Annotated in this window: 23 protein-coding genes; 17 read left to right on the forward strand and 6 right to left on the reverse strand. The window is 63.1% G+C overall.

The features are described from left to right. Window positions 1–7 precede the first annotated feature (7 nt). The 14 genes from AC0L3C_RS09945 (at window position 8) to AC0L3C_RS10010 (ending at window position 14,488) form a co-directional block, all read left to right on the forward strand. Complete coding sequence (locus AC0L3C_RS09945; protein ID WP_473257878.1) at window positions 8–475, forward strand: tripartite tricarboxylate transporter TctB family protein; 468 nt, start codon at window positions 8–10, stop codon at window positions 473–475. After that, a complete protein-coding gene (locus AC0L3C_RS09950) occupies window positions 476–2,029 on the forward strand; it encodes a tripartite tricarboxylate transporter permease (RefSeq protein WP_473257875.1) in 1,554 nt (517 codons plus the stop codon). Window positions 2,030–2,996: 967 nt separating this feature from the next. Then, window positions 2,997–4,094: a branched-chain amino acid ABC transporter substrate-binding protein gene (locus AC0L3C_RS09955; RefSeq protein WP_473257871.1), complete on the forward strand. Its 1,098-nt coding sequence runs from the start codon at window positions 2,997–2,999 to the stop codon at window positions 4,092–4,094. A 69-nt stretch (window positions 4,095–4,163) separates the two neighbouring features. After that, a complete protein-coding gene (locus AC0L3C_RS09960) occupies window positions 4,164–5,084 on the forward strand; it encodes a branched-chain amino acid ABC transporter permease (protein WP_473257867.1) in 921 nt (306 codons plus the stop codon). Window position 5,085: 1 nt separating this feature from the next. Beyond that, complete coding sequence (locus AC0L3C_RS09965; RefSeq protein ID WP_473407828.1) at window positions 5,086–6,294, forward strand: branched-chain amino acid ABC transporter permease; 1,209 nt, start codon at window positions 5,086–5,088, stop codon at window positions 6,292–6,294. After that, entirely contained in the window at window positions 6,291–7,070 is a 780-nt protein-coding gene (locus AC0L3C_RS09970) for an ABC transporter ATP-binding protein (protein WP_231145885.1), read from the forward strand. The genes AC0L3C_RS09965 and AC0L3C_RS09970 overlap by 4 nt, the downstream gene beginning before the upstream one ends. Next, the gene (locus AC0L3C_RS09975; protein WP_473257859.1) at window positions 7,067–7,801 is read left to right on the forward strand and encodes an ABC transporter ATP-binding protein; all 735 of its coding nucleotides are present in this window, start codon (window positions 7,067–7,069) and stop codon (window positions 7,799–7,801) included. Before AC0L3C_RS09970 ends, AC0L3C_RS09975 begins: the two co-directional genes overlap by 4 nt. 16 nt (window positions 7,802–7,817) lie before the next feature. Continuing rightward, a complete protein-coding gene (locus AC0L3C_RS09980; protein ID WP_473257857.1) occupies window positions 7,818–8,873 on the forward strand; it encodes a phenylacetaldoxime dehydratase family protein in 1,056 nt (351 codons plus the stop codon). A 35-nt stretch (window positions 8,874–8,908) separates the two neighbouring features. Next, a complete protein-coding gene (locus tag AC0L3C_RS09985; protein WP_473278203.1) occupies window positions 8,909–9,952 on the forward strand; it encodes a carbon-nitrogen hydrolase family protein in 1,044 nt (347 codons plus the stop codon). A gap of 131 nt (window positions 9,953–10,083) precedes the next feature. Beyond that, on the forward strand, window positions 10,084–11,316 hold the full coding sequence (locus tag AC0L3C_RS09990) for a CmpA/NrtA family ABC transporter substrate-binding protein (RefSeq protein WP_473407829.1): 1,233 nt from the start codon (window positions 10,084–10,086) through the stop codon (window positions 11,314–11,316). Window positions 11,317–11,514: 198 nt separating this feature from the next. Beyond that, window positions 11,515–12,408, forward strand: a complete 894-nt coding sequence (locus AC0L3C_RS09995) for a LysR family transcriptional regulator (protein ID WP_473257851.1) — start codon at window positions 11,515–11,517, stop codon at window positions 12,406–12,408. Between the two features lie 83 nt (window positions 12,409–12,491). Then, the gene (locus tag AC0L3C_RS10000) at window positions 12,492–13,475 is read left to right on the forward strand and encodes a molybdopterin-dependent oxidoreductase (protein ID WP_473257849.1); all 984 of its coding nucleotides are present in this window, start codon (window positions 12,492–12,494) and stop codon (window positions 13,473–13,475) included. Window positions 13,476–13,870: 395 nt separating this feature from the next. Further along, window positions 13,871–14,167, forward strand: coding sequence for a hypothetical protein (locus tag AC0L3C_RS10005; RefSeq protein ID WP_473407830.1), 297 nt, complete (start codon window positions 13,871–13,873; stop codon window positions 14,165–14,167). Between the two features lie 27 nt (window positions 14,168–14,194). Continuing rightward, window positions 14,195–14,488 carry a hypothetical protein gene (locus AC0L3C_RS10010; protein WP_473407831.1) on the forward strand — a complete coding sequence of 98 codons (294 nt, stop codon included), beginning with the start codon at window positions 14,195–14,197 and terminating at the stop codon, window positions 14,486–14,488. A gap of 94 nt (window positions 14,489–14,582) precedes the next feature. Here AC0L3C_RS10010 and AC0L3C_RS10015 read toward each other — a convergent pair whose 3' ends face one another. After that, entirely contained in the window at window positions 14,583–15,023 is a 441-nt protein-coding gene (locus tag AC0L3C_RS10015; protein ID WP_473407832.1) for a hypothetical protein, read from the reverse strand. A 132-nt stretch (window positions 15,024–15,155) separates the two neighbouring features. Here AC0L3C_RS10015 and dusA point away from each other — a divergent pair, with 132 nt between their 5' ends. Next, window positions 15,156–16,151 carry a tRNA dihydrouridine(20/20a) synthase DusA gene (gene dusA, locus AC0L3C_RS10020; RefSeq protein ID WP_473407833.1) on the forward strand — a complete coding sequence of 332 codons (996 nt, stop codon included), beginning with the start codon at window positions 15,156–15,158 and terminating at the stop codon, window positions 16,149–16,151. 33 nt (window positions 16,152–16,184) lie between these two features. Here the strand turns inward: dusA and AC0L3C_RS10025 are convergent, their stop codons facing one another. The 5 genes from AC0L3C_RS10025 to AC0L3C_RS10045 all read right to left on the reverse strand — a co-directional run bounded on the left by AC0L3C_RS10025 (window position 16,185) and on the right by AC0L3C_RS10045 (window position 20,921). Next, a complete protein-coding gene (locus tag AC0L3C_RS10025) occupies window positions 16,185–16,739 on the reverse strand; it encodes a TIGR02281 family clan AA aspartic protease (RefSeq protein ID WP_473407834.1) in 555 nt (184 codons plus the stop codon). Window positions 16,740–16,767: 28 nt separating this feature from the next. Continuing rightward, a complete protein-coding gene (locus tag AC0L3C_RS10030) occupies window positions 16,768–16,971 on the reverse strand; it encodes a DUF1289 domain-containing protein (protein ID WP_473257838.1) in 204 nt (67 codons plus the stop codon). 44 nt (window positions 16,972–17,015) lie between these two features. Beyond that, entirely contained in the window at window positions 17,016–18,611 is a 1,596-nt protein-coding gene (locus tag AC0L3C_RS10035) for a sensor histidine kinase (protein WP_473257835.1), read from the reverse strand. A 137-nt stretch (window positions 18,612–18,748) separates the two neighbouring features. After that, window positions 18,749–20,026: a sodium:proton antiporter NhaD gene (nhaD, locus tag AC0L3C_RS10040; RefSeq protein WP_473278263.1), complete on the reverse strand. Its 1,278-nt coding sequence runs from the start codon at window positions 20,024–20,026 to the stop codon at window positions 18,749–18,751. 22 nt (window positions 20,027–20,048) lie between these two features. After that, a complete protein-coding gene (locus AC0L3C_RS10045; RefSeq protein ID WP_473407835.1) occupies window positions 20,049–20,921 on the reverse strand; it encodes an NAD(P)-dependent oxidoreductase in 873 nt (290 codons plus the stop codon). A gap of 182 nt (window positions 20,922–21,103) precedes the next feature. Here AC0L3C_RS10045 and AC0L3C_RS10050 point away from each other — a divergent pair, with 182 nt between their 5' ends. Further along, a complete protein-coding gene (locus AC0L3C_RS10050; protein ID WP_473257829.1) occupies window positions 21,104–21,541 on the forward strand; it encodes a VOC family protein in 438 nt (145 codons plus the stop codon). Between the two features lie 53 nt (window positions 21,542–21,594). Further along, window positions 21,595–22,737, forward strand: a complete 1,143-nt coding sequence (locus tag AC0L3C_RS10055) for an Mrp/NBP35 family ATP-binding protein (RefSeq protein ID WP_473407836.1) — start codon at window positions 21,595–21,597, stop codon at window positions 22,735–22,737. Window positions 22,738–22,743: the final 6 nt, after the last annotated feature.

A 22,743-nucleotide genomic window follows, 5' to 3' on the forward strand; every position in this document is an offset into this window, starting at 1 on the left:
GCCGAGAATGCCGATCACGTTGCGAAAGAAGGATTTCTACGCCGGGCTACTCATGGTGCTGCTGGGCGCCGGGATCGGTCTCAACTCTACGACCTATTCGCTCGGGACCTTCGCGCACATGGGACCGGGCATGTTTCCGTTCATGCTCAGTGTCATGATGGTGATCGTTGGAGCGTTGATCTTCGTCACGGGATTGGCGACGCCTCTTGAAGAGGGAGAGCGCATCTTGCCGGCCGCGATGGAATGGCGAGGCTGGGCCTGCATCCTCGCGGGTCCGCTGATGTTCGTCCTATTCGGCGTCTATTTCGGCATGGCTGCGGCCACCTTCATGTGCGTCTTCGTCTCCGCGCTCGGCGACCGGACCGCTACCGTCAGAGGTTCCGCCGTTCTGGCCGCGGTCGTCACCGTCGCCGGCTGTCTCCTCTTTTCCTGCGTGCTGAGAGTTCCTTTCCCGCTCTACCGTTGGGGGTTCTAGATGTTGGCGAGCGCGCTTTCCGATCTCTGGTACGGCTTCGGGGTCGCCTTCGAGCCACAGAATTTCATGTGGTGTTTCGTCGGTGTTCTGGTTGGCAACATGGTCGGGGTCCTGCCGGGAATGGGGCCTCTCGCCACGATATCCGTGCTGCTCCCGCTAACGTTCGGCATTCCCCCGGTCGGCGCGATCTTGATGCTGTCAGGCGTCTTCTATGGAGCGCAATACGGCGGCGCGATTTGTTCCATCCTGCTCAACCTGCCGTGCCATCCACCGCACGCGGTGACGTGCCTCGACGGATTTCCGCTGACGAAGCAGGGTCGAGGCGGCGCTGCACTCGGCATCACGGTACTGTCGTCGTTCGTAGGCGCCTCTTGGGGCATAGTGGAGATGATCTTTCTGGCGCCGGTGCTGGTGAAGGTCGCACTGGAGTTCGGTCCGACCGAGATTTGTTCACTGATGCTTCTGGGCCTGCTCGCCGGTTCGACGTTGGCGAAGGGCTCACCTCTCAAGGGTATTGCCATGACCTTGCTGGGCCTCTTCCTGGGAATCGTGGGAACGGATGTCGAGACTGGCACGGAGCGCTTCACGTTCGGCATTCCGAACCTTCTTGACGGCATCGAACTCGTCGGACTCGCACTCGGTCTATTTGGCATCGCCGAGTTCATGAAGAGCGTGAATCAATATTCCGACGTGAATACGCGCTATTCGAACGTCGGTCTGCGCGATCTGCGTCCATCACGCGACGAACTCCGCCGCTCTATTCCGGCGATGTTGCGGGGCACTATCATCGGAAGTCTTTGCTCGCTCATTCCGGGAACGGGACCGACGATCGCCTCCTTCATCTCCTACGCTGCGGAGAAAAAGGTCTCGAAAACGCCAGAGAAGTTCGGTACCGGGATGATCGAAGGCGTCGCCTGTCCAGAGGCGTCTACGCATTCGTCGGTGCAGGGCGACTTCATCCCGACAATGAGTCTCGGCATTCCCGGCGACGCTGTCATGGCCCTGATCCTTGGTGCGCTGATGATCCAGGGCATCGTGCCCGGCCCCCAGCTGATCAAGGAGCATCCGGACATCTTCTGGGGCCTGATCGCAAGCTTCTGGATCGGCAACGTCATGCTGGTGCTTCTCAACGTCCCGCTAATCGGGCTGTGGGTGAAGCTCCTGATGATTCCCTACAAATATCTGTATCCGAGCGCGCTGTTCTTCGTCGCGATCGGCGTCTACTCGACCAACAACGACATGTTCCAGGTCGGCGAGACTGTCGTCGTCGGGTTGGTCGGCTATCTGCTGCTGCTGCTTGATTTCCACCCGGCCTCGATCCTGCTCGGTTTCGTCTTGGGGCCGCGCCTGGAGGAGAACTTCCGCCGTTCGCTGCTGGTCTCGCGGGGCGACGCCATGATCTTCGTCGAGCGGCCGATCAGCGCGTTCTTTTTGCTCCTGTGCGTGGTGCTTCTGGCAGCGCAGATCTACGTGCGCTTGCGGAAACCGAAGGCGTTTGCTGCGCTCGACCTCCCGGAGAGCTCTGGTGCCGCGGTCGCACGGCCCGCCGAGTAGGCTTCAATCGCTTCAAGATCCGCTTGCATCGCGGCCCGAACGCGCCACCCGCGAGATGGCGCAGCATCTCCATACCAGCGAGTGTACGGTGCAGGGCTGCCTGGACCACGCTGCACGGATTGGAGCATGCTTGTCCAAGTCCAGCGATCGACCGGATTTAAGGCCGGCGGCCGGCTCCAAGAGGCGAGGCGGAGCCAACCGAGCGGTTCTGCCCAGATCTTTGGGACGCTTTCAGATGATCGAGACAAGGTCTCGCCGATATGGCGAGCTTTCGCAGGCCACACGATCCGCGCGAACCGCGTCGATCGGCTCTCGGGCGCCAAATCCGTCGAATACGCAAATTTATCAATCCTTTAGGGGGGGCGCTTTCGCGCCCCTTTGATAGCGGCGCGTTCTTCCACAAGCGGCTGCCTAGTTACATCACAAACTTCCCACTGGAGCGGTTCGATCTCGCTGCGAAACCGGCACTGATGGGGCGATTGGTCTCGCTGATGTTTAGGACGCCCGCGAGGTATATGTCGCGCGAGCCGGTGGGTGACTATGAATTTAAGAATGACTTCAGCCTAAAGTCCTGAACGCACGCGCGATCGCCTCGCGGCCGGCCGTGGTTTCGCGGCTGCGGGACGTGGTTCGCGATCCCGCGCGGAGAGGCGATAGGCCGGCTCGACCGGTTCGCCGAAGCGGCGCCTTGCAAAAAAGCCCGCTTCTTCCCCCGGGCCACCTCAAACCCGGCGCGTTGGCCCAAGTAGTCGGCACGATGCATCGCATGGATGCAGCCAAGGCGCATTAAACGGGCAGGCGGGTTCGTCTCCGCACGACGCCTTGCGAAGATTCCCAATGGTGGCGGAAATCCGGATGCAGTTACGCTCCTGTCATATCGAGGACGGAGCGAGGCAACATGATCACAAAGCGAAGAATTCTTTCTGTTCTGGGCAGCGCGGTCTTACTGAGCGGTTGGGCATCCGTCGTGGCAGCGGCAAAGGATACCGTCAAAATCGCCTTCATCGGCCCGTTGTCGGGCGGCAATTCTGCACCGGGCCTCGGCGGACGGAATTCCGCGACCTTGGCGGTGCAGCAGAGGAATGCGGACGCGAACGCGAAGTACACCTACGAACTCGTTACTTACGACGACGAGTGCAAGCCCAATGTCGGCATCCAAGTAGCGACCAAGGCGGCGTCCGACAATTCGATCGTCGCCGGCGTGACCCATTACTGCTCCGCCGTCGGCATCGCGACCGTCGACACCTATGCGCGCTTCGGTCTGCCGGTTGTCGTCTGGGGAGCGATCCTGCCCGAGATCACCTACGGCAACGATTACAAGGAGGTCCATCGCGTCAACGGCACGATGATCAACGAGGGCAAGCTGGCCGCGGAATTCCTGACCAAGCAGGGCTACAAGAAGTTCGTCATGATTCACGACACCACGGACTACGGTAAAGGCCAGTTCAAGTATTTCTCCGAGTATCTGAAGCCGACGGGCGGCGAGAACCTGGCGACCTTTCCTGTGAGCCCGGACCAGCAAGACTTCACCGCAGAACTCACCAAGATCAAGGAACTGAAGCCCGATGTGATCTTGGTTGGCGGCTTGACGCCGCTCGGCGTCCGCCTGCGGTCGCAGATGGATCGCGTGGGCGTTCAGGCCCAGTTCGCAGGCGTCTCCGGCATCATGACGGCAGGCTACATTGGGGGCGCCGGTGCGGCGAGCGAAGGGACGATCTCCTTCCACAATGGTGCACCGCTGAGCAAGTATGCCGAGGGGCAGGCCTTCCAGGAGGCGTACACCAAAGCTGGTTTCCGCGAAGATCCGGATGCCTACGGGCCGTTTGCCTACTCGGCCGCGAACCTGATCATGGACGCGATCGAAAAGGTCGGCCCGGACCGCAAGAAGGTGAAGGCCGAACTGAACGGAACGAAGGGCTACAAGGCGCTCGTCGGTGAGATCAACTTCGACGACCACCGTCAGAACATCATGAGCGCGAACGTCTACGTCGCGCAGGGCGGGAAGTGGGTCTATTGGCCGGATAGCGACTACGCGGCCGGCAAAAAGAAGCTCGCAAAGGACTGACGATCGGACGGCCGCCGCGCGCACAGGCTGCGCGGAGGCCATCGCCCTCACGAACATCGGAATCGTGCGATGGACTTCGGAATACTGGCGCAGCAGCTGTTCAACGGCGTGATGCTGGGCGTCATCTACGCGATGATCGCCGTCGGCTTCTCGCTGTTCTTCGGCGTGCTCGACGTCATCAAGTTTTCCCACGGCGACGTCGTAACGGTCGGGGCGTTTTCCAGCCTCGGCGCTATCGGGCTCGTCGGCGGACTGGTCGCACTTCCCCCGCTCGTCGCGCTGGGGACGGGCATCGCCGCGGCCATCGCCATCGGTAGTCTGGTCGGAGCGTTGATCGGCCGCTTCCTCATCCTGCCGCTGCGCCAGGCACCCGCGGTCAACGTGCTGCTCGCGACGCTCATGGCGGGTACCGTGCTTCGCGAGGCGATCCGACTGGGCGTTCCCAACGGCGGCAATCCGAAGCCATTCCCGGCGTTGCTGCCTGCCGGATCGATCCGGCTCGGCTCCTTCAGCGTTGGTTTCGACAGCGTCATCATCCTGTGTGCGGGGCTGGCGCTGGTATTCGCGACGCACCTTCTGATTTCGCGGTCCCCGATGGGATTGGCCATCCGCGCCGTGGCGCAGGACGGCGAAGTGGCCCGGCTCGCGGGCGTCGATTTCCAGCGGGTCGTCCTCGGCACGTTCGCCCTCGGTTCCGCGCTTGCGGCCTTCGCTGGCTGCATGCTCGGGCTCTACTACCGGGAGATCAACTTCAACATGGGACTTCTTCTCGGTGTCATCGGATTCGCTTCCGCCGTCGTTGGGGGACTCGGAAGTCTGCTCGGACCGATCATTGGCGGCTTCCTGTTCGCCGGCGTGCAGACGCTGGTTGTCGTGGCGCTGCCGTTCTCGAGTGCCTACAAGGATGTAATCGCCTTCGCCGCCGTGATTGTGCTGATCGGGCTGTTTCCTACCGGCCTGATCGCCGAGCGCAGAAGCGAGCGGGTGTAGGATGAGCAGCATTCCGGCGCCCGCGCCATCCCTGCCCCTGATGATGCGGCTTCAGCGTTTCCCGCGCGCGGTCGCGGTCTTCACCGTGCTGCTTCTTCTCGGAGGTGGAGCGCTTGTGATCCATTCGGAATCGCAGGCGCAGGTGCTCGGCATGCTGGCCGCATTCCTGGTCGTTTTCGCGCTCGCCGACAAATCGGCGGCGGGCAGGGAGATCGCGGCGATCTGCGGCGATTTCAGCGGGTTCGGCAATACGGTCGCGATGATCGGCGCCTTGACGATCGCCGTTGTCTTCAGAGGAGAGCACTATACGCTATTGATGCTGTCGACGGTCGCCCTGTTCGCGACGGCATGCGTTGGTCTGAACATCCAGCTCGCGTTCGCCGGCATCGTCAATTTCGCTGGGGCCGCCTTCTTCGTGATCGGATCGTACGCGGCCGCGGTGCTCACGACATATCCAGGCCTGCCTCATCTGGCGATCCTGGCGATCAGCGGTCTGGTCACCGGCGCGCTGGGCCTCGTCCTGCTGCTTCCCGTCCTTCGCACGCGCGGACACTACGCGGCGCTGGTGACCATGGCGTTCGGGCTTCTCCTCCGCACCTTCCTCGAAGTGAACGACACCCTCGGGGGACCGCAGGGAATGAAGATCAAGGGCTTTTCGGTCTGGGGCTTCGACTTCAGCCGGACAACATCAATCGGCTCGTGGGAGGTGTCGTTCTACTTCCCTTATGCGATTCTCGCGATCGTCCTGTTCGCGCTTGCGTTCACTTTCGCCAAGCGCCTCGAGGCCTCCTGGATCGGGGTCGCGCTGGACGCCGTCCGCAGCGACGAAACGGCCGCATCGGTGTTCGGGCTTTCGATCGTGCGCTGGAAGGCCGTCGCGTTCATCCTGGGCAACGCCATCGTGGGCGTCGCCGGTGCCGTCTACGGCATGATGAACGGCTTCGTCACCCCGAACGGAGCGGGTCTGGGCGAATCGCTCCTGATGCTGTCGATCGTCGTGCTCGGCGGGTTGGGAAACATGTGGGGCGCGGTCGTCGCCGCCTGCATCATCATCGTCCTGCCCGAGAAGCTGCAGGCGATCCAGGAGTATCGCCTGCTCATTTTTGCCGTGCTGGTGCTCTGCATCCTGCTCTTCAGACCGTTCGGCATTCTCCCGCGGCCGCTCCGCGACTTTTCCCGCTTTTCCGCGGGGCGGGAGGAGGGGCTGTGACCGGAGCTCTGCTCGCCTGCACGGGCCTGACGATGCGTTTCGACGGCCTCGTCGCGCTGGACCGTCTCGATTTTACACTCGACTGCGGCGAAACCGTAGGTCTCGTCGGACCCAACGGCTCCGGAAAGACGACGTTCTTCAACGTCGTCACGGGTCTCTATCGCCCGACTGCCGGAACCGTCCGTCTGGGAGACCTCGATCTCTTCGCCAAATCGCCCCAGACGATCGGGCAGGCGGGCATCGTCCGGACATTCCAGCGGTCCCGCCTCATGCTCGAACAGAGCGCGTTCGACAACATCGTGGTCGGCAAACTCACGTCTCTCGATCTCGGTCTGACGACGAACATCTTCCGCCGTGGACGCTGGCGGGCCGAAGTCGACGCCTCGATCCGCGAGGTCCGGTCGCTCGCTCACCGCTTCAATCCTGTGATCGCCGACCGTCTGTTCCAGCCCGCCGGCTCGTTCACGATGATCGACCGGCGGCGCATCGAGATATGCAGGGCTCTGATAGCCAAGCCGCGCGTGCTGTTGCTGGACGAACCGTCGGCCGGCATGACCCACGACGAGACCCGGCAACTGATGGGCGATCTTCTGGCGTTCCGCGCCGAGCTTCCGGAACTCGCCGTGGTTCTGGTCGAGCACGAGATGGACGTGATCCGCAGGGTATCCGACCGCTGCGTCGTGCTGAATTTCGGCCGCAAGATATTCGAAGGGGCGTTCGACGCGCTGATGGCGGACCGTGACGTGCAGACGGCCTATCTGGGAGAAGACGCATGAGGACCGCTTCCGAGAGCTCCCGCAAGCTATCGGTCATTGGCGTCACGGCAGGTTACGACAAGGCCGATGTCCTGAGGAACGTGACCGTGGAGGCGAAGCCCGGCCAGGTCACGTGCATCCTCGGGGCCAACGGCGCCGGCAAGAGCACACTGATCCGGACCATCCTTGGACTCAACCGGGCGCAGAAGGGCGAGATCTACTTCGGAGGCGACGCGATAGTGCGCATGCCCACGCATCGGATCGCCGCCCTCGGAATCGCGACCGTGCCGGAGGGCAACCGCGTCCTTCCGAAGATGACGGTGGCGGAAAATCTCAAGGTGGGCGGCCTGCTCATTCGGGACAATGCCCGCGTCGCGGCCCGGATGGAGGAGCTCTTCGAGACGTTTCCGAGGCTCAAGGAAAGGTCCAGGCAGCTCGCCGGAACGTTGTCCGGCGGAGAGCGCTCGATGCTGTCGATCGCTCGCGGCCTGATGACGGATCCGGAACTGGTTGTCTTCGACGAGCCGTCGCTCGGTCTCTCGCCGCTGTTCGTGTCGGAGGTGTTCGCGATCGTGAAGAGGCTCAAGACCGCTGGGCTTTCGATCCTGCTGGTCGAGCAGAACGTCCGGCAGACGCTACGGGTGGCGGACTACGGCTACGTACTCGTTCAAGGCCAGGTAATGGCCGAGGGAGATGCCGAAACGCTGATGCAGAACCCAGAACTGCACAGAGCGTATTTCGGCGTCCATTAAGGGAGAGAGCAGGGACATGACCATCCAGATCTACGAGCGGGTCAATCCGCTGCGAAAGCCAAAGGGGTTTGAACCGGTCGTTCAGCGCTGGTCGACCGCGTTCGTGAACGGCTGCGACGAAATCTGCGTCGCTTTCCATGGCGTTCAGGGAAGGTCGGCGGAGGACGTGCATGCATCGCCGTTCTTCCGGTGGATCGAAGCGGCCCTCGTCCTGCGCAACGGCCCGACCGTCCACGATCACGCGTGGTTCGTCGATCAGAACGGCCTGTACACCCATATCGTGGCCGCATATTGGGTCGACCGGCAGAAGCGCGACGACTGGTTGGCCGACCCCCATGTGAAATCCTGGTGGGGCGACGAGGCGCGCCTGGCCGAGCCGACCGGCTATTTCCGCGAAAGCATCACCGTTCCCGTCGACCGGCAGGAGAGTATCTACTGGCAGGACTATCCCGCCGGGCTGATGCTCTCCAAGGAAGTCGCGATCTATCCGACGCCTTATTGCGGCTATTACGGCGCGATGCGGGACCGAATACCGCTGGCTGCGGCCGACAAGCTGGAGTCGCCGATGCCCGATCTGCCGGCTCCGCAGGCGAGGGCGACGAAGGGGGCTCGCTGGCGCATCGTCACCCCGGAAAATCTCGCCATCATCCGGTCGGCGGCCTTCTGGGGGCGCTGCGATCCGTCCCAGACGGACGACTATATGCGCGAACTGCGCGCTCCTCTTCTGCGCGGTATGGATTTCCTCAAGGAGAGCCCCACGGCCACGGGGTGCGCTTCGCTACGTTTTCAGCAGACCTGCGACGTCGCCGGGCAAGCCGTGCTCGAGACGCACGCGCTGGGCTACTTCCTGTCGCTCAAGCACATGGAGAACTGGGCCGAGCATCACGCGTCGCACGAAGCGATCTTTTCGGCGGCGATCGCGCGCTACCGCAAGTACGGTAAGGCCAATCAGTTGCGGACGTGGCACGAGGTGTTCGTCATTCCGAAGCAGGGGAACGTCTTCGAGTACGTGAACTGCACGCCGGGGACGGGTCTCTCGAGCTACTTCGATGGCGAGAAGCTGTCCGCCTGACATTCACGACATACCAATTGAAACGAGAAAAAGTCATGTCTTCACCGGTCAAGGTCGCCGCGGTCCATGCCGCTCCCGTGTTTCTCGATAGGGCGGCCACTACGGCGAAAGCCGTTTCGATCATCCGCGAAGCCGCGAAGGCCGGAGCGCAACTGATCGCGTTCCCGGAAACCTACATTCCCGCTTTCCCTGTCTGGGCCGCTCTCTGGGCGCCGATCGACAACCACGATCTGTTCGTGCGCATGGCCGAGCAGTCCGTCGCCGCAAACGGTCCCGAGATTGCCGCCATCCGGAACGAGGCACGCACGCTCGGAGTCACCGTCTCGATCGGGATCAGCGAGAGCTCGCCGGTCAGCGTGGGGCTGATCTGGAACAGCAACATCATGATCGGCCCCGACGGAAACGTGCTCAATCATCACCGGAAGCTGGTGCCGACCTTCTACGAAAAGCTCGTATGGGCCGCCGGCGACGGCGAAGGTCTACGGGTCGTCGATACCCCGGTCGGGCGCGTCGGAAACCTCATCTGTGGGGAAAACACCAACCCTCTCGCCAGGTACACCCTGATGGCTCAGGCCGAGCAGGTCCACATTTCGAGTTGGCCACCCATGTGGCCGACCCGACGGCCCAAAGGCGGAGGAAACTTCAACAACGTCGCCGCCAATCGCATCCGTGCCAGCGCGCACTCGTTCGAGGCGAAGGCGTTCGGCATCGTCACCGCCGGCTACATGGACAAGGCGTTGCGCGACTTCCTCATAGAACGGGATTCAACCGTCGCAGACGTGATCGACGCGACGCCCCGCGCGGTGAGCTTCTTCGTCGATCCGACTGGCGAAACCCTGGGAGACACGCTGCAGGACGAGGAGGGCATCGCATACGCCGAGTTCGATCTGCGCCGCTGCATCGAACCCAAGCAGTTCCACGACGTGGTCGGCTACTACAACCGGTTCGACGTCTTCGATCTGACCGTCAGCCGAAAGCGTCTGATGCCGGCGACCTTCGTCGATACGCCAACCGAGATGGGCGCGATCGAGATGGGTGAACGTCTCCAGACATCCCCCGATATCCAGCCAGCAAGCTGATCCGTCGATCCGACAGGTCACAACGAGAGGAGGCCGCATTGCGCAATGAATTTCGCGATCGACTAAGCCGGTTCCGGGGCTGCTTCTGCTGTGCCCCGGCCCAAGCGTCCCGGACGACGGTTGAACAGGCGGTGGCGAACGGTATCGAGGAGGCGCTCCTGCACGGCTTGTTCCCGGAACCGGTTCTGCGACGGCAGCTTCTGAAATCGGTCGGGGCCGCGACCCTTTTGGGGGCCCTGGGCACCATCCTCCCGGTGTCGACCCTGCAGGCCATCGCGCAGGAGAAGAAGCCGCTCGAAAAGACCAAACTCAACGTCGGCTTCCTGGCCATCACGTGCGCTGCGCCGCTGATCTACGGCGAACAGATCGGCTTCTACGCCAAGGAGGGTCTCGCGGTCTCGCTGCAAAAGATCGCCGGCATCGCCCTGATCAGGGACAAGATGTTGAACGGCGAGCTCGATGTCTCGCAACAGGTCATGCCGGTGCCATTGACGATGACGGCAGGTCTCGGTGGCAACCAGCAATCCATCAAGATCCTGACCATTCTGAACCAGAACGGCAACTCGCTCGTCCTCGCGATGAAACACCGGGACAATCGCGATCCGAAGAATTGGAAAGGAATGACGTTTGCCATTCCCTTCGACCAGAGCCATCAGGCCTTGCAGTTGCGCAATTATCTCGCCGCCCACGGACTGGATCCCGACAACGACGTTAAATATCGAGTGGTGCCGCCCACGGAATACGTTTCGAATCTGCGGGTCGGCAGCATCGATGGTTTCTTCGGCGGCGAGCCGGGCGGGCAGCGGGCCGTGTTCGAGGGGGCAGGCTTCATCCACCTCATTTCGCGCGAAATATGGGACGGGCACCCGTGCTGCGCGGTATCGGCGGCGGAAAGCTGGATAACGCAGAACCCGAACACCTTCATGGCCTTCTACCGGGCGATTGTTGCGGCCAGCCTTCACGTCTCCGACGACCGAAACCGGGTTGGAATGGCGAAGGTCCTGTCGCAGCCGCAGTACCTGAACGCGCCCGAAGTCGTCATCGACCAGGTCATCACGGGGCGGTACGCGGACGGGTTGGGAGCGATCAAGGAGGATCCGAAGCGCGTCGATTATCGGCCATTTCCGCAATACTCGGCCGCCGTCTGGCTGATGACGCAGTTGAAGCGATGGAAGATGCTCAAGGAGGACATCGACTACAAGGCTCTCGCGGAGAAGGTGATGCTGGCGACCGACGCGGCGCGGATCCTCAAGGAGGAGGGTGTCGAGCCTCCGCCGATCGTGTTCGGCAAGGAGCGGATTTTCGGTCGCGAGTTCGACTCCGCGAAGCCGGAGGAATATCTGGCGACGCTGCAGAAGACATGAGTTTAAGGCCATTCGCGAAGGACAGCAGAACGCTTCAGGAAGGCATTTTGAACGCGGAGATTGCCGAAACGACGGTCTCCGAAGCTGCCTTGGCGCTGTTGGCCGCCGGGTGACGGGAGGCTAGGATGTCGATATCGTCGGCTGGCCCGCATTTTGTCGGGGCGCCTATTCGAGTGGATCGAGGCACGGGCGGCCGCATTGTTCGACTGGAATGATCTCGTATTCTTTCTGGAACTTGCCCGACAGGGGCGGCTGGCGCCGGTCGCCCGCCGGTTGAAGGTCGATCATACGACGGTAAGCCGCCGGATCGCGGAGCTCGAAAAGGATCTTGCCGTCAAGCTCTTCGATCGCAACCGGGACGGCTTCGTGCTGACGGAGCGGGGACATCGTCTGTTCGACATCGCCGAACGCATCGAACAGGAGGCCTCGGCCGTCGAGCCGGCGATGGGAGCGGACAATGCGACTGCAGCGGGCCGGGTCCGTGTCGTGACGATGGAGGGTATCGGAGCCTTTTTTCTTGCTCAGCGCTTCGCCGAGCTCGCGGTTCAAAGTCCCGGCATTACTGTCGAACTGGTGACCGAACGGCACATCATCAGCCTCACCAAGCGCGAAGCGGACATCTTTATCAGCTTCGTGCATCCCGCGGGAGCGAAACTCGAGGTCAAGAAGCTCGGATCGTTCCGTCTAGCGCTCTACGCCAGTCAAGCCTACCTCGCCCAGCGCGGCGCGCCGAGGGACCGGGACGAACTGGCGGCCCATACCTTCGTGGACTACGTGGAGGATCTGATCGCGATCCAGCCCGTTCACTGGTTGCTCGACGTGCTGGATCCCACCAACGTGGTTTTCAGATCGTCGAGCATGCACGCGCAGCAGCAGGCCATCGCTGCGGGAGCCGGCATCGGTTTGCTGCCCTTGTTCTCTGCGAAGACCGATCCCAGGCTGATCCCGGTGCTTCCCGATCAGGTGAAGGTCTATCGGGACGTCTTCCACTCGGTTCACGAGGACCTGCAGTTCCTGGCGCGCGTTCGGACCGTGAGCCGTCACCTATCGCGCATCTTCGAGCGGGACAACGCCTACCTCAACGAGTTCTAGTTTTCTCGTCTATGCGACCGCTCCTTCTCGGTTGGTCATCGGCCGGCGTCGGCTCCATCGCGCAGTTGCTACGGAAACATTGGATGTCTGAAGCGTTCGAATATAAGGTCAAAGGCTTCTTCGCGCGGATCCCGTCAGAACCCCACAAGCTGATCGAGCGGACGACGCCGACGAAGGATTGTATCGTTCTCTGCCACCTGGGCGTCTTGGAGGTGAGCGACGGTGATGCGTGGGAGATCGAGATCGCCGGCATGATCGGCCGCCCAATGCGCGTCACCGTGCGGGATCTCAAGCGGATGCCGAAGGTAACCGTCGCCTCAGTGCACCAATGCGCGGGAAGCCCGTTGGCTCCGGACAAGCCGACGCAGCGTGTTTGCAACGTGATATGGGGCGGCGTGCGTCTGGACGATGTCCTCCAACGCGTCGAACCGGACCCGGAGGCTACCTTTGTCTGGTCCGTCGGTGCGGACGCGGGTGAGTTCGGCGGCGCGGATTGCGGGCACTACACGAAGGATCTCCCTCGCTCGCGCGTGGGGGCCGAGGTCCTCCTGGCCTACGAAATGAACGGCGAGCCTCTGTTACCGGAGCACGGTCATCCGCTGCGGCTGGTCGTACCGGGATTCTATGGGACCAACAGCGTGAAATGGCTCCGGAGGATCGAGCTTCGCAAAGAGCGCGCTCCTGGTCCCTTTACGACACGTTGGTACAACGATGTCGTCGCCGAGGGCGTGACGCGCCCGGTCTGGAACATCGCTCCGCAATCGGTGATCGTGTGGCCTGTGCCCGGGACTTCGCTCGAGCGGGAGGCCGTCGTTCGGGCATCAGGTTGGGCGTGGGCGGATGGCGGCGTGGCCGGCGTGAAGATCAGCCTGGATGAGGGGCTTTCCTGGAAGGCCTGCGCCGTCGAAAAGCCTACCGGCCATTCGTGGACGCAATTCATGTGCGACTTCGAGGCGGCGGCGGGACAACAAAGCATCGTTTCCCGCGCGACCTCCCGTTCCGGCGAGAGTCAGCCGGACGACGGAAAGAGAAATGCTCTCTATCGCGTTCCTTTCACGGTCGTATGAGACCTATGACGCTTCGCGTCGCCGCATGTTATCGGCGTACGGATTGACCCCCGATCGGCGCCGAAGGTTGACCCCGCCCAACACCGCCCAATTCCTTGAACCATCACCGGAATGCCCATCACGTGTGGGTTCAATGTTGGAAGCCGATGGGGGCACGGCGCTTATTTACAACCGCGTCAGGTGCGCTAAGGGATACCTCTGGCCAAACGGCGCCATCAGCGTGGCCGCTCCTGCCTCCCCCCCTTGGCCGCTTCGGCCCTCTTCGTCGAGCAGGCGTTCCGCGCATGCTGGTCCCCCTCAACATGTCGAATAAGGGCTCAAGCATGTCCAGCTCCACGGCCCAATGCACGAATAACTGCGCTACCGGCTTAGCGGCGCGCCACGGAGACAGCACTATGGCCGAGGTGCGGATCTTTTCCTACTTGCCCAATCCTCGTGTTTGGAAGGCGGTCATCGCCGCGCGCATCGGCGGCGTCGCGTTGGAGGTGCGGGGCGCCGCGGGCGCAGAACTCGTGGACTGGCTTTGGGATTTTGACGCTCGCCCGCTGAGCGAAGTGCCCGCAGAGGAACGCTCAGCCGCGGAGCGGGTGGGCCGCATCGGGTTCAAGGGCCGCAAGCTCTACAAGACCGACGCCTTCCTTGCGGCGCAGCCGTTCGGGACGGTCCCCGCGGGTTTCAGCGGGGACGGATAAGTCGGCATTTTCGAGTCCAGCAGCATCATGCGCGCGGTCGCCCGCCAGGCGGAGCGGAGCGGTCTATATGGCCACGATCCATTCGAGGCCTCGCGGATTGACAGCTTTCTGGATGTCAGTCTGGTGTTCGGCCGCGATGCGCAGATCTACCTGCTCGCCATGCAAGGCTCCGAACTTGCCGCGGATGTCCACGCTCGCGCCGACGAAGCTTTCACGACCTACATGGCCGGGATCGACCGGGCCCTGCGGCCTGCGCGCCAAGCCCTGGTCGGCGAGGGGGTGAGCCTGGCCGACATCTGCTTTATTCGATTAGTTCGTTGAGTTCGTCTTGTGTGGGCCGTCGGTCGCGCTCTTTGCTCTTTCCAACCAAATTGAGGTGACTTAACGCGACGCGTGCGAGGCGGGCTTCCTCGGCTTAAACCTCGATACCGTGCACCGCGGCGGCATGAGTTATGATTGTCCGGATGAAAGATAAATCGATGGCCAACGTTGCAGGGCCAGCGCCTTCCTTGGCGCGCTTTCTTCCGAATTCGATCAGCCGTTCTCGATCGAGCGCGGGAAGCTTCACGCTGCCGAGCTCAGTCTTGAGCGACGCCATCACAGCAGCTTTTGACCGGCGAGGGGGTTTTCCAACTTCATGCATGTCTTCATCGTGCAGGTCGATCAGATCGCCAAACGTGCGAACGTTCCGCGCCACGCGTGGCTTGGACGATCCGTTGCGGTCGATATTGCGCTCCATCTCGAGCGCCCATTCTTCGCCGTCCTTACGCCGTCGGAATGTCTCGGCCACATAGCGGGTAATCCGGCGGACCTGGACGCGCCAGTTCCCAGATGCCATTTGTGTGAAGGTCGCCACGCGTGTGCACTCCGACTTTCGTGTGCACTATGTGTGCACTGAGAGGTCAAAACGGGTACAAGCGTGTGCAATTTCGTCTAGTTTGGAGTGCACACGTTCGCTATTCATCCCATTGAAGAGTAAGATAAACTATTGAAATATCAGGACTATCGCTTTTCCGTGGCACCCATGATGGATTGGACCGACCGGCATTGCCGGGTGTTCCACCGTCACCTGACGCGGCGGGCGCTGCTCTATACGGAGATGCTGACGACTGGCGCCATCATTCATGGTGACCGGGAGCGGCTGCTTGGGTTCAACGTGGTCGAGCACCCGGTCGCGCTTCAGCTCGGCGGGTCGGATCCGCGCGAGCTGGCGCTGGCCGCGCGGGTCGGTGAGGAGTTCGGTTACGACGAGATCAACCTCAATGTCGGCTGCCCCTCCGACCGCGTGAAGGACGGCCGTTTCGGCGCTTGCCTCATGGCAGCGCCTGATCTCGTGGCGAGGTGCGTCGAGGCGATGAAGCGTGCGGTTGCCGTGCCCGTGACGGTGAAGTGCCGCATCGGGATCGACGACCAGGATCCGGAAGTCGCGCTCGACAACCTTGCACGCGCGGTCGTTGCCTCCGGCTGCGATGCGCTGATCGTGCATGCCCGGAAAGCTTGGCTCAGCGGTTTGTCACCGAAGGAGAATCGCGACATCCCGCCGCTCGATTATGATCGCGTCTATCGCCTCAAGCGCGCGATGCCCGATGTGCCTGTCATCATCAACGGCGGCATCCTCGGTGTCCATGAGGCAAAAGCGCATCTCGATCACGTTGACGGTGCGATGCTCGGACGGGCCGCCTATCAGGAGCCGTGGCGGCTGCTCTCGGTCGATACCGACATTTTCGGCGAGGCGGCGCCGCATGCCTCGATGCAGGATGCGCTCGAAGCGATGATGCCCTACATCGAACGACAGCTCGCGCGCGGCACGCGGCTGCACTCCATGACGAGGCATTTCGTCGGCGCATTCCACGCCGTGCCCGGCGCGCGCGCCTTTCGCCGGCATCTTGCCGAGCAGGGGGTGAAGCCGGGCGCCGGCCTGGAGGTGCTGCGCGATGCGATTGCGCGTGTCGGTGCGCCCGCGCCGGCAGAGGCGGCGGCCTAGCCGTAGTTGCATGACGAGGCGGATTGCAAAGGTCTAGTCGACCGCGATGCGAGAGCGGCGGTGACTGGTCTGGAGTTCCGGATAACCGGTGAGCATCAGCTTGTCGGCGCGCACGCCCCAGCTCTCCAGGCGGTCCAGGAAGCTCATGCCGAGCAGGTTGGTCTTCATCTGCCCGCGCTGCACGACGAGGGCCGGCACCGATTTTTCGACGAGGTGCCCGACGGAGAGGCGGTCGATCGTGAGGCGGGCCGCCTTGGTGTGACCGCCCGCGGTTTCGAGATCGACGTCGTATTCGAGCATCTCGAGCGGCAGCCCGATCGCTTTGGCGGTTTCCCAGGTCAGCACCACCGAGGTCGCGCCGGTGTCGATGACCATCGGTGCGGCCACGCCGTTGATCTTCGCGCGCAGCGCGAATTCGCCGCCCTGGCCGCGCTGAATCTGCACGGCGGGCGCGGGCGCTGCGGTCTGCGTGCGAAAGATATGCGAGACCTTGCTGCTCGCGCGTGCGATCTGGTCGGAATCGCCATAGGCGACGACGGCACCTGCCGTGCAGGCGAGCATGATGAGAACGAGCAGGAAGCGAATCATTGCGCACCTCCCGATGCGCTCAGGCCGGTCAGGTCCGTTCCGGCGATCCCGCGATCGGCGCAAGTCCAGCCTGATTCATGCGCGCTGCCAACAGCGCCATGACCGCGAGCCGTTCCGCGCTCTCCATGGCGTGCCAGCGCGCGATCTCCGGCAATGTGCGTCCGCAGCCGAAGCACAGCCTGGTCTTGGGATCGATCATGCAGACGGCCACGCACGGCGTTTCTTTGCTCATTCGGACATAGTGGCGGATGGTCGGGCATGTCTGCAAGCATCTCGTTACGAGCCCGTACCTGCGCTCATGATCGGCTTGCGACGGGGCCGGCGCTTCTCGTCCGCTACCGCGGAACTCTCGGGCTGGAGCGGCGGAGAATCATCCGACATCGGCGCCAGCGCGCTCATCACGCGCTCGGGCGGGAAGGTGACGATCACTTCGGTGCCGATGCGCAGCTTCGATTTCAGCGTGAACGTACCGCCATGCAGGTCGATCAGATTCTTGGCGATGGGCAGGCCGAGACCAGCGCCCTGTTCGGCCGACTTGATCGAGTTGGAGCCTTGGCCGAACGAGGCCAGCACGACCGGAATCTCGTCCTCGGGGATTCCGGAGCCGGTATCCTTCACCGAGAGATATTGTCCGCCTGAGGCCGTCCAGCCGGCCTTGAGCCAGATCTCGCCGCCCTGCGGAGTGAACTTGATCGAGTTGGAGAGCAGATTGAGCACGACCTGGCGGATCGCGCGCTCGTCGGCCCACAGCCGCGGCATCGCCTGCTCGAACACCTCGTGGATGGTGATACCGCGGCTCGAGGCGCGCAGCTTCATCAGATGATGGCAGTCGGCGACAATGCCGACCAGCGAGACCGCTTCCTCATTGAGCTCGTAGCGGCCGGCCTCGATCCGCGACAGATCGAGAATCTCGTTGATGAGGTTGAGCAGGTGAACGCCGGAATTGTGGATATCGGCCGAGTACTCCTTGTAGACCGGCACGGCATGCGCGCCGAAAATCTCGCTCTTCATCACCTCGGAGAAGCCGAGGATCGCATTGAGCGGCGTCCGCAGTTCGTGGCTCATCTGCGCCAGAAAGCGCGACTTGGCCACATTGGCGGATTCAGCGCGGTGGCGCGCTTCGTCCGAGATCGCCTTGGCTTGTTCGAGCTCGCCGATCAGCGCGTCCTTCTCGGCGCGCGCCTCCAGCGTGGCGAAGGTCGAAGAGTGCAGGCGATGTGCCAGCAGCACGAAATAGCCTTCGGCGGCGACGGCGAGCGCGGCCAGGATGTAATTATCCAACGAGCCGGTCATCACGAAGCTCAGCGCCATCGCGACGGCGACCGGTGCAGTGGCGGCGAGGGCGGCGATCGGCAGATTGGCGGCCAGCATGCTCGATACTGCGATCACCAGCAGCATCAGGAACATCATCAGCGATTCCGTGATCATGTCGAGCACGGGATGGATCAGGATCGCCATCCAGCAAAGGCCATAGAGCAGGTCGAGCACGACGAAGCGTGTCTGCCATGCGCGCGTTGCCGCGGGCGAGGCGGGCTCGGCCAGGAAGCGGTGGCAGCTGCGGATCATCGCGGCATGGATGCAGAGCATGCCGGCGGTCCAGGCCGCGGCCGGGATCGGCTGCATCCACAGCCCAAACAGCACGCCTGTCGCGACCACAAGCAGCATCACGACATAGGAGGCCGACAGCCGCGTCTGGGCGTAATGGCGCAGCATTTCGGCGTCGAAAGCCGGCCGGGTTCCACTGGTCGACGTTAACTTATCGCGCGCCTCGCGCACCCGTTGTGCCGCAGCCCGGCGATGGCTCGCCGACGGCACGCTCACCGGCTCGGCCGGAAGCTGCACAACCTCGGGCTTTTCAGCGGGTTTACTCATCGCACAACAACAATTCCTGCCCGCGCGGGGCGGGCCTTCTGCATTGTCTATCTCTGGCAAGAAATCCTTAAGAGGTGACTTAAGGAGCTAAAGAATTACGTTAACCCGGCGTTAATTTTGGATCCGGCGTGAGCCGCTCAATGCAGCGCCGCGTGCTGTGCGATGTACACCACGGCTCCCGCCAGATAGCCGGCGAGCGCCGGGAGGGCGATGCGACGGGCGTACCAGAGGAACTCGATGCGCTCGAGCCCCATGGCGGCGACGCCCGCGGCCGAGCCGATGATCAGGATCGAACCGCCGGTGCCGGCGCAATAGGCGATGAACTCCCAGAGGAAGCTGTCGGGTGGATAATGCCCCACGTCGTACATTCCCATCGTCGCGGCGACCAGCGGCACGTTGTCGATGACTGCGCTGAGCAGGCCGAGCACGATCACGATGATGTCCTGTCGGCCGATCGCGGTATCCAGCGATTTGGCCAGCATGGAGAGCAGGCCGGCATGTTCGAGGCAGGCGACCGCGAGCAGGATGCCGAGGAAGAAAACGATCGAGCCCATGTCGATCCGCGTCAGCGCATTCGCAAGCGTGAGCGGACCGCGGACATGCTCATCCTTGTCGCGATGAACGATCTCGCCGACCAGCCACACGAGGCCAAGCCCGAGCAGGACGCCCATGAAGGGCGGCAGGTGCGTGACCGTCTTGAAGGCGGGTACCGCGATCAGTACGCCGAGTCCGAGATAGAACATCACGTTCCGCTCGAACGGATCGACGCCCTGCAATCCGTCCTCTTTCGGCGGCGTTGCGATGGTCTTGCCCTTGAGCGAAAAGCTGATGAATGCGAGCGGCACCAGCAGGTTGAGCAGGGAGGGCAGGAACACCCCGCCCATGATTTTCAGGGGCGAAATCTGTCCGCCGATCCACAGCATGGTCGTGGTGACGTCGCCGATCACAGTCCATGCACCACCGGCATTCGCGGCGATGACGATGAGGGAGGCGAACAGCAGGCGGTCGTCGCGCTTGGCGATCAACCGCTGGATCAGCGAGACCATGACGATGGTGGTGGTCAGATTGTCGAGGATTGCGCTGAGGAAGAAGGTCACGAAGCCGATCAGCCATATCAGACGGACCTGGCTGGTCGTGCTGATGCGGGACGTGATGACCTCGAATCCGTCATGGGCGTCGATCACTTCGACGATCGTCATCGCGCCAACCAGGAAGAACACGATCTGCGCGGTGGCGGCGACGGACTCATCAAGCTGACGGCCGACCAGCGTATGATCGCCGGTCGCGAGCGCGTAGATTGTCCAGAGCACGCCTGCGCCGAGTAGCGCAGACGCGCTCTTGTTCACCCCGATGGGATGCTCGAGCGCGATCGCCGCATAGGCGAGGACGAAGATTGCGGCGAGTGCGATCAGCAAGGCAGGATCACTTCGTCAGGTGTCAGCGATTGAGGCGCGCGAGCAGGCTCGACGTATCCCAGCGCTTGCCACCCATCTTCTCGACCTCCGCGTAGAACTGGTCGACCAGCGCGGTCACCGGCAAATTGGCGCCATTGCGCCGGGCTTCCGCCAACGCGATCGAGAGATCCTTGCGCATCCATTCGACCGCGAAGCCGAAATCGTATTTGTCCTCGTTCATGGTCTTGTAGCGGTTTTCCATCTGCCAGGACTGCGCGGCGCCCTTTGAGATGGTTTCGATCACGGCGGCGACGTCGAGGCCACTTTTCTTGGCGAAGTGAATGCCCTCGGAGAGGCCCTGGACGAGGCCGGCGATGCAGATCTGGTTGACCATTTTGGTCAGCTGGCCGGAGCCGGCCGGCCCCAGCAATTTGCACATCCGTGCATAGGCCCCCGTGATGATCGGCTCGGCGCCGGAATAGGCGTCCTGCGTGCCGCCGCACATCACCGTCAGCACGCCGTTCTCGGCGCCGGCCTGGCCGCCGGACACGGGTGCGTCGATGAACTTGAAGCCGGCCTTGGTGGCGGCAGCATCGAGCTCACGCGCGACCTCGGCGGAAGCAGTGGTGTGGTCGACAAAGGTCGCACCCTTCTTCATGCCGGCAAACGCGCCGTCGGCACCGATCGTGACCGCGCGCAGATCGTTGTCGTTGCCGACGCAGCACATCACGAAATCCTGGCCCTCGGCTGCAGCCTTCGGGGTCGCTGCGGTCTTGCCGCCGAACTTGTCCGCCCACTCCTTCGCCTTGGCCGCGGTTCGGTTGTAGACGGTGACCTCATGGCCCCCTTTTTTCACGAGGTGTCCGGCCATGGGGAAGCCCATCACGCCGAGACCGAGGAAAGCGACTTTAGCCATCTGTGGTACCTTGTCCGTAGTTTGGGTTTTACGGTTCTTGCCGGGCGGGGGGCGCCCGGTTCCGCCATTGCGGCAGATCGGGCGCACCATAAACCCTTGAGGCCGGAGGGCAACGGCTTCGTTTGGCCCCCGCCTGTGCTAGGATGGCGGACCTAAGGACTTCAAAAAAAGGGAGCGAAGGCATGGGCGGCGTAAGCGTGGGCGTGCTCGATCATTTCAATATCCGGACCCGGAATCTGGCCGAGACCGTCCGCTTCTATGAGGACGTGCTGGGCCTGGAAAAGGGCGCCCGGCCGAATTTCGCCTTCCCCGGCGCCTGGATGTACAGCGAGGGTCAGCCGGTGGTGCACCTCGTCGATATTTCTCCGACTGCCGAGCCACAAAAGCCGGATTCCGGCGTTGTCCACCACGTCGCCTTCGCCAGCCGCGGGTTTGACGGCATGAAGCAGCGGCTGGCCTCAAAGGGGATGAAGTTCGACTCCCGCCAGGTGCCCGGCGGCGAGCTTTGGCAGATCTTCGTCCACGACCCCAACGGGGTCATGATCGAGCTCAACTACGAGGCGGCCCTGGAGCAGGGGGCGTCGCCCGCCGAGATGGCTGACGATATCGGCAGGCAGTAGCCTTTTGGGCGTTTCCGCTCTAATGGGGCATCTTGAATTCTAGGAGATGCGCTTTGAGCGTGACGCAGCAACAGGTTCTCGACAGCCTCGCCAGGATCAAGTCGCCCCGCGGGGTCGCGCTCACCAATGCCAGTGTGCTGAGCGCGATCAGCGCGGCCGACGGCAAGGTGTTCTTCTCGATCAATGTCGATGCCGCCGAGGCGCGAGCCTGGGAATCCGTCCGGGCCGAGGCCGAGGCCGCGGTCCGCGCCATTCCCGGCGTCACCACTGTGATGGTGGCGCTGACCGCCGAGCGCAAGGCCGGTGCGGCGCCACCACCGCCGCCAACTCCCAGCCGCGGTGCGCCAGGCGTGCAGCCGGTCCATGCCCACAAGCCGCCGCCGCAGGGCGGCGCCCAATCGCCGATGGCGCGGCAGTCCGAGATTCCGGGCGTCGCGGCCGTGATCGCGGTCGCCTCGGGCAAGGGCGGCGTCGGCAAGTCCACCACCGCTCTCAATCTTGCGCTGGGCCTGCGCGATCTCGGCCTCAAGGTCGGGCTGCTCGATGCCGACATCTACGGCCCCTCGGTGCCGCGGCTGACAGGCCTGCATGAGAAGCCGGAGCTGAACGACGAGCGCAAGATGATTCCGCTCAGGCGCTTTGGCCTGGCCATCATGTCGATCGGCTTCCTGGTGGAGGAAGAGACTGCGATGATCTGGCGTGGGCCGATGGTGATGTCGGCGGTGACGCAGATGCTGCGCGATGTCGCATGGGGCCAGCTCGATGTGCTCGTCGTCGACATGCCGCCAGGCACCGGCGATGCCCAGCTCACGCTGGCGCAGAACGTCCCCTTGAAGGGCGCCGTGATCGTCTCGACCCCGCAGGACCTGTCCCTGATCGACGCAAGGCGGGGGCTTGCGATGTTCAAGAAGGTCAACGTGCCCGTGCTCGGCATCGTCGAGAACATGAGCTATTTCCAATGTCCGCAATGCGGCACGAAATCCGACATTTTCGGCCATGGCGGCGCGCGCCACGAGGCCGAGAAGCTCGGGGTGCCGTTCCTGGGCGAGATCCCCCTGCACATGGCGATTCGCGCCACCTCGGACGCCGGCACGCCCGTTGTGGACAGCGAGCCGGACGGTCCCCATGCGGCGATCTACCGCGCCATTGCGGGGCAGGTGCGGGACCAGCTCAAGGGCGTCATCGCCGCGGCCTGAGCAGAT

This window comes from Bradyrhizobium sp. WSM4872, assembly GCF_055811715.1.